Source organism: Streptomyces sp. NBC_00377 (assembly GCF_036075115.1).
GTDB lineage: Bacteria > Actinomycetota > Actinomycetes > Streptomycetales > Streptomycetaceae > Streptomyces.
On record NZ_CP107958.1, the window covers coordinates 9,066,087 to 9,080,697 of the forward strand.

Below are 14,611 nucleotides of genomic sequence, written 5' to 3' on the forward strand. Positions count from 1 at the left end.
TGCACGCTTCGGCGCGACCTCACGCCGGCCGAGACACTGACTGTCCCGCTGCCGGAGGTTGGCGCTGCCGGGCGCTTGCACCACCACCCCCACTGCTGCCGAGTGCGCCGGGACCACGTCCCGCGAGTGGGGTGATGTGCACGGGAGTCAGCTTGGACAGGATGGCGGTTGGTGATCTTGCCGTCATGGCATGACCTGTGTCGTTTCCACGCGGTGTGCCGTGCTGTACGAGATCGGCGTCGACGACCGGGACCGGCGCCGCCAGCGCTACCCCGAGCCCGCCGGCCGCTGAACGTCGCCCACGACGCCGGGCGCGTCCTTGCGTACGAAGGGCCTGCCCGGCGCCCGGAGCCGATCTGCCGCTTGTTTGTTTTCTGACCGCCGACGCCGGCGCGGAGGCCGACGGCCCGGCGCGTACGCCACGGGTGGGTGGCGTGGCTGCCGGGCCGTCAGTCACTCACGCGGTCTCACTTCCCGTGCAAACCCCTGCGACGACGTCCGCGAAGCACCAGCACGCCGCCAGCAGCGATGACCAGCAGGCCGCCGAAGGCGCTGTACGTGACAACAGCGTTGCTCGCCCCGGTGGAAGCCAGGTCGCCGGACGCGCTGCTCGGGCTCGCCTGGCCGACGGGCGCGCTGATCCCCCCCTGCGCACGGGTGCCGATCGTGCCGGAGGAGGAGACAACCGGCGTGGGGGCGGTCGGCGTGGGGGCGGGCGTCGGCTTGTCAGCTATGGCGGTCCCCGGCGCGGGCTTCAGCTGAAGAGTCGTGATCGAGTACGGCGGCAGCGTCTGTGCGACCGCCGTGCCCCGCTTCGCCGTCGTCAGGGCGGTGCCTCCCTTGGCGTACGAAACGGTCGTGACCGCCCCTGCGGCCGGGGTGAATCCGGCGTACGAGAGCGACACCTGCGCCGCGTTCTGCGGGCTCTTGTTGGTCAGCATGACGTTCAGACCGCCGGTGCTGTTCCGCACCGCGTGCACAGTGACCGACGAGTTGCCCGAGGACGACTTGACGATGGTGTCGCCAGGCTTCGCCAGTGAGGTCAGCGAGCGGATGCCCCAGTAGGTGGGGAAGGTTGTGTCGCGCGGCGGTTCGCACTTCCCCCCGGCGCAGGTGCCGGCGGAGAGAATGCCCCCGTCCTGGTAGTCGGTCTGGCCGTTGACGGTGGTGGGTGCTTGGTCCGTGCCGTTGTGCAGGTTCCACCAGTCCACGTGGGTGGCACCCTGCTCGAACCAGGTCATGTAGGTGTCCGGCGCGAACAGGGCCGCGGCCTGGCTGGTCAAGGCGGGCGAGCCGACGCCGTCGGTCTCGGTGACCGCGATCTCCACCGAAGCGGCGCGCGAGCCCGCGTACTTGGCGATCAGCGAGCGCAGCTCGGACGTGGTACCGGCGATCCGGGAGGGGGTGTTCAGCAGGTCGGCCGTGGTGGTGCCGCCCGGATACCAGTGGACGATGACGAAGTCGATCGAGCTTCCCGCGATGGAGAGCACCGTGTTGTTCCAGTCGGCGCTGTCACCGGGAGCCTTCTCCTTGTCCGGCCAGCCGCCGGGGGTGGTGAGCACCGCTCCGATCTTCACCGTCGGGTCCACGGCCTTCATCGCCTTCGCGTAGGCGACCAGGTTCTTCCCGTACTCCCTCGGGCTCTTGTCGGCGTGATTGTCGATTTCCCAGCCCTTGCCGTTGCCGTAGTGCCCGTTGCCGTATACCTCGTTGCCGATCTCCCAGTACTTCACGCCGTAGCCCTTGTCGACGTTGGAGTACTTGACCCAGTCGGCGGCCTCCTGGGGGGTGCCGGAACCGTAGTTCGCGGTCAGGATCGGCTGGGCGCCGACCTTCTTCGCGGTGGCCATGAAGCGATCAAAGTTGGTGTTGGAGGGGATCCAGCCGCTGCCGTCGCCGGAGGTATGGGTCTTCCAGTGGTAGTCGTCCGCGCCGGAGCCACCGGGATAGCGCAGCTGCCGAACTCCCGCCGCCTTCATCAGCGATGTCACCTTGGCGTCCCCCATGTGCTCGTCGCCGAAGCCCGTGTTGAGGCCGACACCACTGCTGGGCACCGTGCCCAAGGAGGTGCGGGCATCCACACGGATGCCGATGGTCGGCGCTGCGCCCGCGCTGGGCGCCAGGGCGCCGACGCCGACCGAGGCGGCGAGCACCGCCACCGCCCCCGCGACAAAGCGGCGGCGCATCCGGCTACGGCGGGGCGTGCGACCCCGAGGCATCGGCTGCTCGGCGGATCTCGGGTTGTCTGGTGACACGTGGGGCTCCGATCGGGTGTTGACACAGAGGGCGTAGCGCCGCTGACCACGGCTCGCCCTCGTCGGTACACCCCCCAAGTGGCCACCCAGAGCGAAAAGGTTGCCGCTTCAATCGTTTATTCGCCGAGACGCGGTCGCACCGTGTCACCGGACCCGGTGACACGGTGCCCCGGTGACACGCCCCGGGCTCCCTTTCCACCTCGACGGCGCGAACCATCACATGCTTCCGGCCGCACACCGCCCCGCGGTGGCCGAGCGGCTGAAGCCGCACAGGAAGCACAGGAAGAGGGTCGCCTCACGGGCGTTGATGTCCTCGGGTAGATCGAGGCCGCCAGCCGTACAGCACCATCCCGACGGTGCCGCGTGCCGGGTGCAGCCCGAGAGTTCCTCCTCGCCGGGCCTACCGATCGAGATGTGGTGCGCTACCGGGGGCATCATGGCGACAGTCTGGGGCGATCAGGGTCAGCGCCGGAAACGCGGGGCTCAGGTCCGATCCCTGCCGAGACTGCACCCGAACCAGGTCGGCGCGCGCGAAGACGATAGTCCTGAACCCGTCCGGCTTCTGCTCGTAGTGCAGCGATCCGGGCAGCATGCCGTCGGGCGGCAGTGCAGGCCGGGCCTCGGCAAGCATCGGGTCAAATCGGAGGAGTCAGGACCACACGCCACACCTACCCCCTGCCAGTCCGGTCGGCGCGCCGAGCGGATCCGAAGGGTCGGTGACGGCCCCCAGCCACGGGTGGCACAGTGGCAGCATGTGCGGCCGATACGTTTCCACCCGCAGCCCCCACGACCTCGCCCCCCTCTTCCACGTCTCCTTCGTTCCGACTACCCCGCCGTCCCGGCCCCGCAGAAGGAACTGGGCGGAACGCCGCGGACTCACGAGGTGGCCAAGCCGTAGGCGAAGACCGGAGAGGCGCCGTCGCGTTCCGTCCGTACCGAGGCGGCCGTCACCGCGTGTCCGGCGTCCCTTCGTCCGGTCCTCGCCTGCGGCCTGCTGCTGCGTTCTGGCCTGCCCGACCGCTGCCACAACGTACCGGGCCGCGACACCGACCAGCAGCAAGTTGGCTGTCATCTGCTCAGTGACCAGCAACCCCGGTTCGCTGCGCGGACTGATGTCGCCGAAACCGACCGTGCTGAACACGGTCACGGTGAAGTACAGCGCGTCGGACCGCGACAGCGGCTCGCTGAAACGGTCGGAGGCGTTGTGCTCGATCAGGCGGTAGGTCGTAGCGAACAGGAGCAGATAGATCGGGAGGGTCGTCCCCAGGGCTTCCATGGCCCGCAGCCCGGGCCGCTGCGAGCGCGATATCTTCCGGACCTGCCAGGACAGGAGCAGAGCCACCACCGCGATGCCGCCGACGAGCCCGAGGACGAGCTGCGGCAGCAGCTGTGCCAGACCCCGGAAATTTGTGATGCTCCGTGAGTCGTGGCTCATTCCGGACGTGTCAGGAGACATGAAGGGCCGGGAGTTTCCCGGCCCTTCATGGTGTGGGGGGTCGTGTGAGCTTGACGCCTGGCCGCCGCGGCCGTGCGCCGGGCGGAAGTGGCTGCCGTCCTGCACGGACGCGGGTGCGGGTACGGTCAACGTGGTACACGGCGGGCGCGGCGCCAGGCGCTTTGCCAATGGCGCCAGTGGTCCGCGCCGTTGACAGCGACGGCCGCCGCCACGGCGGGGATGGACACCAGCCCGAAGATCCAGGAGAGGGAGAACCCGAAGAGGATCGCCATCCCCGCAAAGCTCACCCCGGTGTACGTGGCGACCAACCGCTCGGCCAGTTCGGTGTACCGACTGGGCCCCTCGATCAGCAGCACGTTCGCGTAGTGCAGTACGAACCAGCCGCCGACCAGGATCAGTCCGAGATAGATGAGTGTCCAGAGCGGCCATGGTTCGTACAGTTCCTCCCACCGGTGGTGCACGCTCTCCTGCCAGGCCCACACAATGCCCTGCGATTCGGCGACGACGACCTCCGAGCTGTGTCGCTCACTCCAGTTCGGCCCGATCTGGAACGTCGGCTCCGAGGCCCCGTCGAGATACACGAACAGCACGGACAGGCCGCCCCAGTCATCCCGCTCGTCTGTTTTCGTGATGGCGGCGGTCCGCACAGGCAGGCACTGCTCGACACCACGCTCGGCGATACACGCCGCCACGACCTGTTGCTCGTGCTCGCGGTGGTGCGCCGGCCCGATGCGCCAGGCGCCCAGTCCCACGAGAACCAACCCGAACACGATGCCTGCGACCCACCATGAACTGCCGTTGTCTCGCCAGCGCATTGGGCAAGTAGAACAGCGAAAGGCGGAACCGTACAGGTGGTAGCGGATCCGCTGTTCCTGACCCTTCGTCGCACTGCGGACCTGGAGTCCGCCGAGCGGTCCTCCCTCGACCAGGGGGACCGCAGGGCGCGGCCAGGGCAACGACTGAATGTCCACCGCCTGCGGAGCAGGCGGCCCGGTTCGCTCTGCCAGCTGTGCAGCCTGGCGAACGAACTTGCTCACCAGTCACGGACGGTCACCGATCAAGGGACATGGCACAGCTTCTGAGATTGTTTTTTATGGTTTGTGAGCTTTGAGCTAATTACGTTCAGCGATGCTTTCTGGGTGCCTGGTCGATTTGCCCACGTCGTAACGGGTGGCGGGTCATCGGTTCCTCGAGCCAAGTGAGCTTCCTGGGCCGGGAGTTGATGGAACGGTCTTGGAGGACTACAGCCAGACGGGAAGTGGAGTCCTTGACGACGGGGTGTTCGGGGGTGGCTTCCGGCGGTGCGGGGTCCATCGGCTCGGTGCCGAGTGAGCCGGGGTTGTGGCCGGACACCCAGTGGCCGCAGCGCCGTCATCAGCTCAAGGCCCGATACGGCTGTGGAGCCGCGCGGGGTGATGACGCGGGTGGCGTAGACGCCTAGGGCGTGTCGCTCCGGTGGTGGCGCGGAGGTTCAGGCCTGCGGCGTGCCGTAGTCCGCCGCCAGGCGGGTGAGCCACTCGCGCAGCAGGCGCTGTTCGGCCTCGCTCAGCACGTCGGCGTCGTCGGGAAGGGCGGCGCGCAGCGCGCGGGCTGCCGGCGCGGGGCCGGACTCCGCGGCGGGGACCGTCGGTTCGGCGCGGGTGACGGCGGCGACCATGGACTCGCGAAGGATGGTCAGCAGCGCCGGGTTGCGGCGTTCCGCGGGGGTGGCGTGCCATGTGGTGACCCCGCCCTGGCCGGTGGCCTGGATGATCTGGGCGGCCAGGTCCTCGTCGACGCGCAGCCATCCCGAGGCCGCCAGCCGGCGCACCCGGGCGCGGAGGATCTCCAGGCCCGCGCGGTGTGCCGCGTCCGTCCCCGAGCCGGTGGCCCGGTTCATCAGGGCGAACAGTTCGGGGCGCGAGACTCCGAACTCCACCACCATGTCCCAGCCGCGGCGCAGCTCTTCCACCGGATCCTCGGGCGTGAGGTCGAGCTGCGCGTGCTTGCGCTCCAGGAACTGCGCGTAGCCGTGCTCGGCGACTGCGTGCAGCAGCCCTTCCTTGTCGCCGAAATGGCGGTAGATGGCCGGTGGCTGCATCCCGGCCGCGGCGGCGACCGCGCGGGTGCTCAGCGCGTCGGGGCCGCCGTTCTCCAGTAGCTCGACGGCCGCCTCGATGATGCGGTGGCGGGGGCTGTCGGGGGTGTCGCGGATCGGCATGTATCGATGATATCCGGGGTTTGCTTCCACCGTTAGTTCCAGTGTTATCGTGCGACTGATTCCACTGGAACCATTGCTGGGAGATCCTCATGATCATCGTGACCGGAGCCACCGGAAAGCTCGGCCGCCGCACCGTCGACCGCCTCCTGGAGCGTCTCCCCGCCGACCGCGTCGGCGTCAGTGTCCGCGACCCGCACAAGGCCCGGGACCTCGCCGAGCGCGGCGTCCGCGTCCGGCGCGGCAGCTTCGACGACCCCGCCTCGCTCCTCCACGCCTTCGAGGGCGCCGAACAGCTGCTGCTCGTCTCCCTCGACCGCACGGGCGAGGAGTGCGTCACCGGCCACCGTGCCGCGATCGACGCCGCCGTGAAGGCCGGAGCCGGCCGCATCCTGTACACCAGCCAGATGGGCGCCGCCCATGACTCCCGCTTCCAGGCATGCCGTGACCACGCCCGGACCGAGGACCTGCTGCGCGCCACCGGCCTGCCCTGGACCGCGTTGCGCAACGGCTTCTACGCCGCCAGCGCCCTGCAGTTCCTGGAGTCCGCCCGCCGCACCGGCGACATCGCCCTGCCCGCCGACGGCCCCGTCGCCTGGACCGGCCACGACGATCTCGCCGAGGCCACCGCGGCGATCCTCACCGACGAGGGCCGCTTCGAGGGGCCCACCCCGCCGCTCACCGGCCCGGCGGCGCTGGACTTCGACGCCGTCGCCGAGACAGCGGCCAAGGCCACTGGGCGGCCCTTCACCCGCACCGTCCTCCCCGACGACGCCTTCCGCGAACAGGCCCTGGCGCACGGCGCCCCCGCCCTGATCGCCGACCTGATGCTGAGCATCTTCGCGGCGGCACGCAACGGCGAGTTCACCGCCGTCGACCCGACCCTGGCCGAGCTGATCGGCCGGGAGCCCGCCACCTTCCGCACCGTGCTGGAGCACACCTGGGCCGCATAGACCCGGCGGCGCGCACCCGCCGCCGCGGCGGGATCCGGGCACGAAGCGTCGCGCGGTACACCTTGCCGGACGCTTCAGCGGCAGACCGGTCGACCTGGTACCCGTGCGGAGGCAGCGCCCAAGGTTGCAGGCAACGGAAGGTTACGGTGACGGGCACACACACTCCGTGAAGCCGGGAGGGCGCCTGGCCACGCACGGCAGGCGCCCTCTCGCAAAGAACGATCAGTCTGGCGAGTCGATGGCGGTCACGCCACGGTCGCCGAGGCGAGTTCCTCGGCGGCCTCGTCCGGCCTCTGCGCATCGTAGGAGACCTTCTCCGTGTCGAAGATCGAGACTTAGCAGGGGCCGTAGCCCACGTTCGCCGAGCCGCATCCGAGTGGCTGTCCCGCAGGCCAGTGTGGGTTCGGCATGCCGTCATCGCTCATGTGCGCCCGCTGCCAGATCCCGTTCCAGCTGAATGGGGTCTCCGGTACGAACCGGTGCCGCTGGCCGCACGGACATGGGGCCAGCACCCACGCGCACCCACGGCACAGCTCGACCCAGCCATGCCCGGTAGAGCTCAGCACTCGCGGTCCCTCGTCCCCGCAAGCCGTGCAGCCGGGCAGATCGGCGCCGTCCAGAAGCGCGTTCTGCCGCCGGACGTACTCGGACAGTCGCAGCGACGGGTGGCGAAACGGATCTTCGAACCAAGCACGCTCCGGGCCCTCCCACCAGCTCCGCAGCCACCACGGCCGAGGGTTCGGTACAGCCCGCCGCCCGCCCTGCTTCTCCGCCCGCCGCTGCACGGCGTACTCCTCTGCCCGCACGAGCCACAGCACCCGCGCCTCGTGCAGTTCCTCCACCGCCCGCGCCAGCGCGTCCGGGTCCGCCTCCAGCCTTCGGGGGATCGCGGCGCTGAGCGTGAGGTGGTGGTATGTCGCCCGCAGGCCGTAAGGAGCAAAAACGGTGAGACATGTGCGCAGCGCGCTGTGCCGCCGGTGCAAGGGGAGCTGGGCGTCGTGCACACGCGCCCGGTGGGACAGGAAGCTGGTCACTGTGTGAGCTCTAGGTCCAGCGCCCGGGCCAAGGCGGCCGTGACGGCGGCGGCGCGTGTCGGCAGGTGTTGTTCGGCCCAGGTTCCGGCAAGGCTGTGGAAGTCCCGCAAGTCCGCCTCGGCACCGGTGACGAGCGCGCGCACTTGGTCCACCGGCAGTTCGATCACCGGGCTTTGGTCCTTCGCGTCGGCGTCGAGAGTCAGCCGGACACTGTCGTCGACACGTTCGGCCGCCGAGGACGGGTCGGGACCGAAGTAGGAGCAGTCGGTGCCGTCTGGCACCTCCCGCCAGTCCCGCCAGGTCTCCAGGCCGTTGCAGCAGCCCGGCACGACGAAGACGGTGTCGGTGGCTATGTCAGTCACCCGGAACCCGCCGGCGACGAACATGTTGGGCATGGTGAGCAACCCATGCAGGAATGCGCCGAGCGGGTCGGTCGGGCACGGCCCGTGCTCCTCCTCCGGCTCGAAGTTGTTGCAGTCGGCGATCCGCAGAACCGCCGTGCCGACCTCCGCCGCAGTCAACTCCCCGTCCAGTACGAGGTAGCCGTACGACTCGTGCTCGCCAACCGGCCAGAGCGCGAAGTCGTCTGCGGCAAAGATCTCCAGAACGGGTTGCATCACAGTCACACAGGGATGATGCCGGACCCGATGCCACACCACCACAGGCTTTCGCTGCGGCATGAGGCCCGGCGGCCGCCCGCTACCTGGGCAGTTTCGCGGTTCGCTCCGGGTAGGCGATGCCGGCGTATCGCATGGCGGTCTGTTCGGTGATACCGAAGAGCCGGATGAGCGTGAGCACTGTCGAGCCCGGGAGCCGGTCCGGGCCCGTTTCAGTCGGCGTCGGGTCCCCGCTGCGCCGCAGTGTCGTAGGCGGCGCGGGCCTCGGCGATGGCGGACCGGTGGCGCTCGGCCCAGCCCACCAGTCCGGTCAGTGAGGCATGAAGTTCTCGGGCCATCGGCGTGAGGCCGTACTCGACCTTGGGCGGGACGGTCGGATACACGGTGCGCACGAGCAGCCCGTCCCGCTCCAGCCTGCGCAGGTTGAGGGTGAGCATCCGCCGGCTGATGCCGTTGATGGAGCGTTCGAGTTCGGTGAAGCGGACCGGGCCGTGGGCGGCGGCGATCAGGATCCCGATGCTCCACTTGCCCGCCACGCGGTCGAGCACCTCGGTGACCGGGCAGGCTTCGTCCTTCAGCGCATCGGTAACACGGGTGTGACTGCGTGACATGAAAGTGCCTCCTTTCGATGAGCAGCAAGGTTATCGATGATGACTGTTGTTACAAGTCGTGAACCAAGGGGAAAAACATGTCTGTTCGTGCTCTCGTCGTCGATCCGTCCGCATCCGCCGCTGTGCGCCTCTCCGAGGTTCCCGACCCCGTGCCCGGGCCGGGTCAGGTCCTGGTGGACGTCTCCCATGCCTCATTGAACTACGGCGACCTCAACGACGCCCGCTCCGGTCGGGTCCCTGTGGGTGCGGTGCTCGGTTCGGACGCTGCCGGGGTTGTGGTTCAGGCCGCCGCCGACGGAACCGGCCCGGCGGTGGGCACCCGGGTGGTAGCCCTGACCTCGGGGGCATTCGCTGAGCGCGTGGCGATCGACGTGGGTGCGCTCGCGAAGGTGCCGAAGGGCTTGGACCTGGCGAAGGCGGTTGCTCTACCGGTGGCCGGAGTGGCCGCACTGCGCTCGCTGCGGGCCGCCGGGCTCGGGCCGGACAAGAGGGTGTTGGTCACCGGTGCCTCCGGGGGAGTCGGCCGGTTCGCCGTCCAGTTGGCGGCGCGTGCCGGTGCCCACGTGATCGCGTCCGTGGGCTCGACGGCCCGCGCGGAGGGGCTGGTCGAGGCCGGCGCCGACGAGGTGCTGATCGGTTTGGAGGGACTCCAGCGACCGGTCGACGTGGTCATCGACAGCATCGGCGGCCCCCAGCTGGTCGCGGCATGGAACCTGCTCGCTCCCGGGGGCAGCGTGCAGAGCGTCGGCTGGACATCCGGGGAGCCGGCGGTCTTTCCCCCGTATGCGACCGTCGGCCCGGCCAAGTCGCTGACATCCTTCGTCATCGAGGGCGGCGCCGATGCGGACCTGGCCATTCTCACCGAGCTGGCCGCTGAGGGGGCCATCACCGTCGAAATCGGCTGGCAGGGATCCTGGGACCACTTCGCCGAGGCCGCCGAGGCCCTCCGCGGGCGCCGTGTCTCCGGAAAAGCGGTCCTGCATGTCACGCGGTGAGTGGCACACGCCGGCGCTCCCTCCGCAGGACTAGGACCTGCCCGCCTGATGGTGTGGCTGTCTTCTTGCCGGGTCGTTGGTCTGTCCCTGGGACGGGGTGACTTGACGGACGCCGAGTGGGAGCGGCTTGAGCCGTTCCCACCGGTCAGCCCTGGGCGTTGTGGCCGGTGGAGGGATCACCGGCAGGTGATCGACGGGATCCTGCACCGGGTGCGAACGGGGGTGCAGTGGCGGGATCTGCCCGAGAGGTTCGGGCCGTGGAAGACGGTCTATGAACGCCACCGGCTGTGGTCGGCCGATGGCACTTCGCCGGGCAGCCGGGCCGGGCGTTGCGGGTAGCGGAGGCCGGGGCGCTGCGGGCGGGGCCGGCCGATCCGGCGGCGCGGAACGGGGAATGCGTACGAGCGTTCCTCCAGAGGTCGGTGGACAGCAAGCACCCTGCGCCGCCACGTTCGTCGGCGGGCGCGTGGCGAGGCGGCCGGACGGTCTGTCCGGTCCTCGCCCGGCCTCGCGCGTGGAGGGGCGGGGACCAGGCGGAGCGACCGGATCAGTGCTGGCTCGGGCGGATGACTGTGCTGGCGGGGGTGTCGTCGGAGGCGCTCGCCGGGGCGGGGACGCTGTGGAGGTGCAGGACTCCGCCGTCCTGCCACGCGGTGCGCCATGCGGTGCGCAGTCGCGCGAGGGGGAGGGCGCCCGGGTCGGTGGGCGGGACACCGGTGCTGTTCGGGCGGTGCCGGCCGTAACCACTTGAGTTCGCCCGCTACTCGGCGGTCATTCGTGGGGTCTCCCTTGTCGATGCGGCCTCGGCTTCGTAGGGAAGGAGGGCGGCAGCGGGTCCGGGGACCCCGGCTGCTCACTGGGGCGCTACGTCAGACCACGGCGAGCCGGTCCACCACCAGCTGCACCCTGCGCTCGGTGTCCTCCGGCGGGAGCCGTCGCGCCCGGGTCAGGGTGGCCAGTCCATGCAGGGCCGCCCAGAACACCTCGGTGAACAGGCCCCGGTGGACGCCGTCCCCGGCCACCTCACCGAGGCTTTCCAGCAGGGCGGCGAAGGCGTCCTTGAGAGGTTCCGGGGTGTCCTCCTGTGCGTACGGGAGACCGCCGTCGAGCTGGAAGATGGCGTCGTAGACCGCCGGGTTGCGTGCGGCGAAGTCGAGGTAGGCGCGGGCGAGGGCGGAGACCCGGGCGCGCGGGCTGTCCGCGGCGGCGGTCGCGGTGCGCACCGCCGTGGCCAGCTCGGTGGCGCCCTCCAGGGCGACGGCGCCGATGATCTCGCGCTTGCCGCGGAAGTGGCTGTAGAGGACGGGCTGGCTGTATTCGATGCGCTCGGCGAGCCGGCGGGTGGTGACCGCGTCCCAGCCCTGCTGCTCAGCGAGTTCGCGGGCCGTCGCCACGATGAGGCGCTCGCGGACCACCCGTTCGCGCTCCTTGCGTTCCTGTACCGACATAGCTCGATCCTAGCATCGCTAGACAATCAAGCGGCAATAGTACTAGCGTTGCCTCATCTTCTAGCAATGCTATATGTCAGGAGGGGCCGTCATGTTCAACGCACTTGAGGTCGTCACCACCGTGGTCGTCGGCTTGATGGTGGGGGTGGAGTTCGCCGTCGCCTTCGTCATGAACCGGATCCTTAACGCACTCCCGGAGGACAGCAGCCAACTCGGCCACGCCCACGGGGGCCGGATGCTCGGCGCCGTGATGCCGGTCTGGTACATCGGCTCGCTCGTCCTCGTCGCGGTCTGGGCCATCGCCGGATGGCACCACCGCGGCACCGGCCTCGTCGTCACCGCCGGCGCGCTGCTGCTCCTCAGCGTGGTCATGTCGGTCCTGCTGCTCGTCCCGATCAACAACCGGAACAAGACATGGACCCCCGAGAACCGGCCCCAGGACTGGCAGGAGCAGCTGCAGCGCTGGGAACGCTTCCACTACCTCCGCGTCGCCGTCATCATCGCTGCCTTCACCCTGCTCGTCGCCGCCCTCGTCTGAGCCCGCGGTCCGGCCGCGCGCTGGCGGCGTACCCGCCCCCGCTCCCCCGCTCGGCCCGCTCCCCCACTCCGAGGGCAGGGGAGCGGCGTGTTGCGGCCGCATTGGGCTTCGAGGAGTTGGGCTCCCAACTCAGCATCGAGATCGCTTAAGAGGGGCGGTGTGGTGGGACTCCGTGGGGATCAGCAACGGTAGTCGCCCGTGCATCGCATCCACGTACGACAATTCGACGCAGGGCCTCGTCTGATCCACCCCAGTCGGCACAGCCATCCAGCGCGCCCCCAGCGCACTCAGTTGCGCGACTAGGTTCGCTGAGACAGAAGCCCGAACGACTCGGTTCGTTGAGAAAACGACTCGATTGAGTGCGACAGGACAACACGGGAGGTCCTGTAGTTCAGTCAGCCTCCGTGGGTCGGGCGGTGATTACGGCGTAATCACCCCGAGGGGGCAAGCCGGTGCGTCAACTTGGTCTAGAGCAATGCTCAGGACTTGTGGATCGGTTCCGGGAGGGTGCACGGAGGGCGTCCCTTCCCGAATGATCCTGTGATGGTCACCGAGTAGGCCCGCGTTCGCAGCGCGGGTCGGGAAGGCACGCCCGTGCTCAGCGTAGTAAATGCCGACGGTTTGACGGAGTCCGGCTCCCTTATCGACGAGATCGTCCGCGAGGGCGTCCCGGCGGATGCTGGCCGCCACGCTGGAGGCGGAAGTCAACCAGTACATAGCCGAGTTGGCGGCCGAGACCGATGAGCGGGGGCGGCGCCCGGTGGTGCGCAACGGCCGTCACAAGCCGCGGACCGTGACCACCGCGGCCGGCCCGGTGGAGGTCACGGCGCCTCGGGTGAACGACCGCCGCGTCGACGAGGCCACCGGCGAGCGAAAGCGGTTCTCCTCGAAGATCCTGGCGCCGTGGTGCCGCAAGTCGCCCAAGGTGAGCGAGGTACTGCCGCTGCTCTACCTCCACGGGCTGTCGTCGGGGGACTTCGTGCCGGCGCTGGAGCAGTTCTTCGGCTCTGCCGCCGGCCTGTCGGCCGCAACCGTGACCCGGCTGACGAAGCAGTGGGGCGAGGATCATGCCGCGTTCCAGAGCTGGGACCTGTCGGACCGGGATTTCGTTTACGTGTGGGCCGACGGGGTGCATCCGAAGGTCCGGCTCGGGCAGGCGCATTCGTGCGTGCTGGTCCTGCTCGGCGTCCGCGTGGATGGCTCCAAGGAGTTGATCGCGCTCGCGGAGGGGCTGCGGGAGTCGACGGAGTCGTGGGCGGACCTGCTGCGGGACTGCCGCCGACGCGGCATGCGCGACCCTGAGCTGGTGGTCGGCGATGGTGCGATGGGACTGTGGCGGGCCCTGGCTGAAGTGTTCCCGGCAGCCCGGCATCAGAGGTGCTGGGTTCACAAATCCCGGAATGTCACCAATGCCCTGCCGAAGTCGGCCCAGCCCGGCGCGACCAGGGCGATGCAGGAGATCTACAACGCCGAGGACCGCGCCCACGCCGAGAAGGCCATCGAAGCATTCGCGAGGACCTACAGCACCAAGTGGCCCAAGGCCGCCGCGAAGATCACCGACGACCGGGACGAACTGCTGGCGTTCTACGACTTCCCCGCCGAACACTGGATCCACCTGCGGACCACCAACCCAATCGAGTCCACCTTTTCCACTGTCAAGCTCCGCACCAAGGTCACCCGTGGTGCCGGCAGCCCGGCCGCCGCCCTGGCGATGGTGTTCAAGCTGGTCGAGTCCGCCCAGGACCGATGGCGGGCGATCACCGGTGCCCACCTGGTGGCACTCGTCCGCACAGGGGCCCGGTTCGAGAACGGCGTCCTGGTCGAGCGCCAGGAGCAGGCCGCGTGACCACGCGAAACCAGGTGCACAGATCCGGCTCAGCGGTGCGACACTGCCCCCATGACCAGGCCAGAGCTCTCCGAACTCGACTATCTGCGGGAGATCGAACGGCTCGCCAAGGCAGTTGTCTCCGCGGCCGCCGGTGAGCAGTGGTACGCCGGCGACACCGAAATTGAGGGGCCGCTCCAACGTAGTGTCAACGCCTTGGGACGGGCGCTGCTGCACTACCACTTTTCTTTGGACGGGTGCCTGGAGGAGGAGGCAGAGCGCCCACAGGTTCCTCTCGCCGCCGTGGCCATCATCCGCCCCGAGGCCATGCCCGTCGGCAGCGACGAGACCTACCCGCATGCCTGTGTTCGGCTGGGAGTGGAAGCACGCCCCGAAGGGTGGGCGTTGTGGGAGACCTGGGCCGACGGCAACGTGAAGGTCACCATGGTCGTCTCTGCCGTGGACACCACCGAGGGCTTGCTCACCAACTGGGCCAAGGGCAGAAACGTGCTCCCGGTCATGCCGCTGCCCTCCCAGATCGCCCAGGTCCACGCCGGTTGGACCAACTGGGGGTCGATCTTCTCCCCCTACGGCAAGAGGAAGCTCGGCCTCAACGGACAGCCGTGATCCACAGATATTGACTATTGCTCTTGGGGGAGGTGTTCGAAGTCTTCAACCCACA

13 protein-coding genes and 3 pseudogenes are annotated in these 14,611 nt (G+C 69.3%); 6 read left to right on the plus strand and 10 right to left on the minus strand.

The features are described from left to right. Positions 1-467: 467 nt before the first annotated feature. From OHS71_RS40325 to OHS71_RS40350, 6 genes and pseudogenes are all read right to left on the minus strand, one after another. A complete protein-coding gene (locus tag OHS71_RS40325) occupies positions 468-2,186 on the minus strand; it encodes a cellulose-binding protein (RefSeq protein ID WP_328484252.1) in 1,719 nt (572 codons plus the stop codon). Positions 2,187-2,471: 285 nt separating this feature from the next. Continuing rightward, the gene (locus OHS71_RS40330; protein WP_328484253.1) at positions 2,472-2,693 is read right to left on the minus strand and encodes a hypothetical protein; all 222 of its coding nucleotides are present in this window, start codon (positions 2,691-2,693) and stop codon (positions 2,472-2,474) included. Between the two features lie 211 nt (positions 2,694-2,904). After that, the gene (locus tag OHS71_RS40335) at positions 2,905-3,690 is read right to left on the minus strand and encodes a potassium channel family protein (protein WP_328484254.1); all 786 of its coding nucleotides are present in this window, start codon (positions 3,688-3,690) and stop codon (positions 2,905-2,907) included. Between the two features lie 146 nt (positions 3,691-3,836). Next, positions 3,837-4,748 carry a hypothetical protein gene (locus OHS71_RS40340; RefSeq protein ID WP_328484255.1) on the minus strand — a complete coding sequence of 304 codons (912 nt, stop codon included), beginning with the start codon at positions 4,746-4,748 and terminating at the stop codon, positions 3,837-3,839. 226 nt (positions 4,749-4,974) lie between these two features. Further along, positions 4,975-5,173, minus strand: a pseudogene (locus tag OHS71_RS40345) (hypothetical protein); the annotation flags it as partial. Between the two features lie 9 nt (positions 5,174-5,182). After that, positions 5,183-5,911, minus strand: a complete 729-nt coding sequence (locus OHS71_RS40350; RefSeq protein ID WP_328484256.1) for a TetR/AcrR family transcriptional regulator — start codon at positions 5,909-5,911, stop codon at positions 5,183-5,185. An 89-nt stretch (positions 5,912-6,000) separates the two neighbouring features. On the opposite strand from OHS71_RS40350, the gene OHS71_RS40355 reads away from it, so the two are divergent. Continuing rightward, positions 6,001-6,861 (plus strand): SDR family oxidoreductase, encoded by an 861-nt coding sequence (locus OHS71_RS40355; RefSeq protein ID WP_328484257.1) that lies wholly within the window; start codon positions 6,001-6,003, stop codon positions 6,859-6,861. A gap of 335 nt (positions 6,862-7,196) precedes the next feature. Here the strand turns inward: OHS71_RS40355 and OHS71_RS40360 are convergent, their stop codons facing one another. From OHS71_RS40360 to OHS71_RS40370, 3 genes are all read right to left on the minus strand, one after another. Further along, positions 7,197-7,895: a hypothetical protein gene (locus OHS71_RS40360; RefSeq protein WP_328484258.1), complete on the minus strand. Its 699-nt coding sequence runs from the start codon at positions 7,893-7,895 to the stop codon at positions 7,197-7,199. Continuing rightward, positions 7,892-8,512: a hypothetical protein gene (locus OHS71_RS40365; protein ID WP_328484808.1), complete on the minus strand. Its 621-nt coding sequence runs from the start codon at positions 8,510-8,512 to the stop codon at positions 7,892-7,894. Before OHS71_RS40365 ends, OHS71_RS40360 begins: the two co-directional genes overlap by 4 nt. A gap of 212 nt (positions 8,513-8,724) precedes the next feature. After that, entirely contained in the window at positions 8,725-9,123 is a 399-nt protein-coding gene (locus OHS71_RS40370; RefSeq protein WP_328484259.1) for a winged helix-turn-helix transcriptional regulator, read from the minus strand. Positions 9,124-9,200: 77 nt separating this feature from the next. Here OHS71_RS40370 and OHS71_RS40375 point away from each other — a divergent pair, with 77 nt between their 5' ends. Together OHS71_RS40375 and OHS71_RS40380 are read left to right on the plus strand one after the other, a co-directional pair. Continuing rightward, on the plus strand, positions 9,201-10,118 hold the full coding sequence (locus OHS71_RS40375; protein WP_328484260.1) for a zinc-binding dehydrogenase: 918 nt from the start codon (positions 9,201-9,203) through the stop codon (positions 10,116-10,118). Positions 10,119-10,205: 87 nt separating this feature from the next. Next, positions 10,206-10,424, plus strand: a pseudogene (locus OHS71_RS40380) (transposase); the annotation flags it as partial. Positions 10,425-10,987: 563 nt separating this feature from the next. On the opposite strand, the gene OHS71_RS40385 reads toward OHS71_RS40380, so the two are convergent. Then, on the minus strand, positions 10,988-11,566 hold the full coding sequence (locus tag OHS71_RS40385; protein ID WP_328484261.1) for a TetR/AcrR family transcriptional regulator: 579 nt from the start codon (positions 11,564-11,566) through the stop codon (positions 10,988-10,990). 91 nt (positions 11,567-11,657) lie between these two features. Here OHS71_RS40385 and OHS71_RS40390 point away from each other — a divergent pair, with 91 nt between their 5' ends. From OHS71_RS40390 to OHS71_RS40400, 3 genes and pseudogenes are all read left to right on the plus strand, one after another. Further along, positions 11,658-12,104 (plus strand): DUF1772 domain-containing protein, encoded by a 447-nt coding sequence (locus tag OHS71_RS40390; RefSeq protein WP_328484262.1) that lies wholly within the window; start codon positions 11,658-11,660, stop codon positions 12,102-12,104. A gap of 594 nt (positions 12,105-12,698) precedes the next feature. Then, positions 12,699-13,950, plus strand: a pseudogene (locus tag OHS71_RS40395) (IS256 family transposase). Positions 13,951-14,001: 51 nt separating this feature from the next. Beyond that, positions 14,002-14,556, plus strand: coding sequence for a hypothetical protein (locus OHS71_RS40400; protein WP_328484263.1), 555 nt, complete (start codon positions 14,002-14,004; stop codon positions 14,554-14,556). Positions 14,557-14,611: the final 55 nt, after the last annotated feature.

Coding starts and splice junctions, on each gene's coding strand:
- OHS71_RS40325 (WP_328484252.1), bottom strand. CDS start 2,186: ATGCGCCGCCGCTTTGTCGCGGGGGCGGTGGCGGTGCTCGCCGCCTCG.
- OHS71_RS40330 (WP_328484253.1), bottom strand. CDS start 2,693: ATGATGCCCCCGGTAGCGCACCACATCTCGATCGGTAGGCCCGGCGAG.
- OHS71_RS40335 (WP_328484254.1), bottom strand. CDS start 3,690: ATGAGCCACGACTCACGGAGCATCACAAATTTCCGGGGTCTGGCACAG.
- OHS71_RS40350 (WP_328484256.1), bottom strand. CDS start 5,911: ATGCCGATCCGCGACACCCCCGACAGCCCCCGCCACCGCATCATCGAG.
- OHS71_RS40355 (WP_328484257.1), top strand. CDS start 6,001: ATGATCATCGTGACCGGAGCCACCGGAAAGCTCGGCCGCCGCACCGTC.
- OHS71_RS40365 (WP_328484808.1), bottom strand. CDS start 8,512: ATGCAACCCGTTCTGGAGATCTTTGCCGCAGACGACTTCGCGCTCTGG.
- OHS71_RS40370 (WP_328484259.1), bottom strand. CDS start 9,123: ATGTCACGCAGTCACACCCGTGTTACCGATGCGCTGAAGGACGAAGCC.
- OHS71_RS40375 (WP_328484260.1), top strand. CDS start 9,201: ATGTCTGTTCGTGCTCTCGTCGTCGATCCGTCCGCATCCGCCGCTGTG.
- OHS71_RS40385 (WP_328484261.1), bottom strand. CDS start 11,566: ATGTCGGTACAGGAACGCAAGGAGCGCGAACGGGTGGTCCGCGAGCGC.
- OHS71_RS40390 (WP_328484262.1), top strand. CDS start 11,658: ATGTTCAACGCACTTGAGGTCGTCACCACCGTGGTCGTCGGCTTGATG.
- OHS71_RS40400 (WP_328484263.1), top strand. CDS start 14,002: ATGACCAGGCCAGAGCTCTCCGAACTCGACTATCTGCGGGAGATCGAA.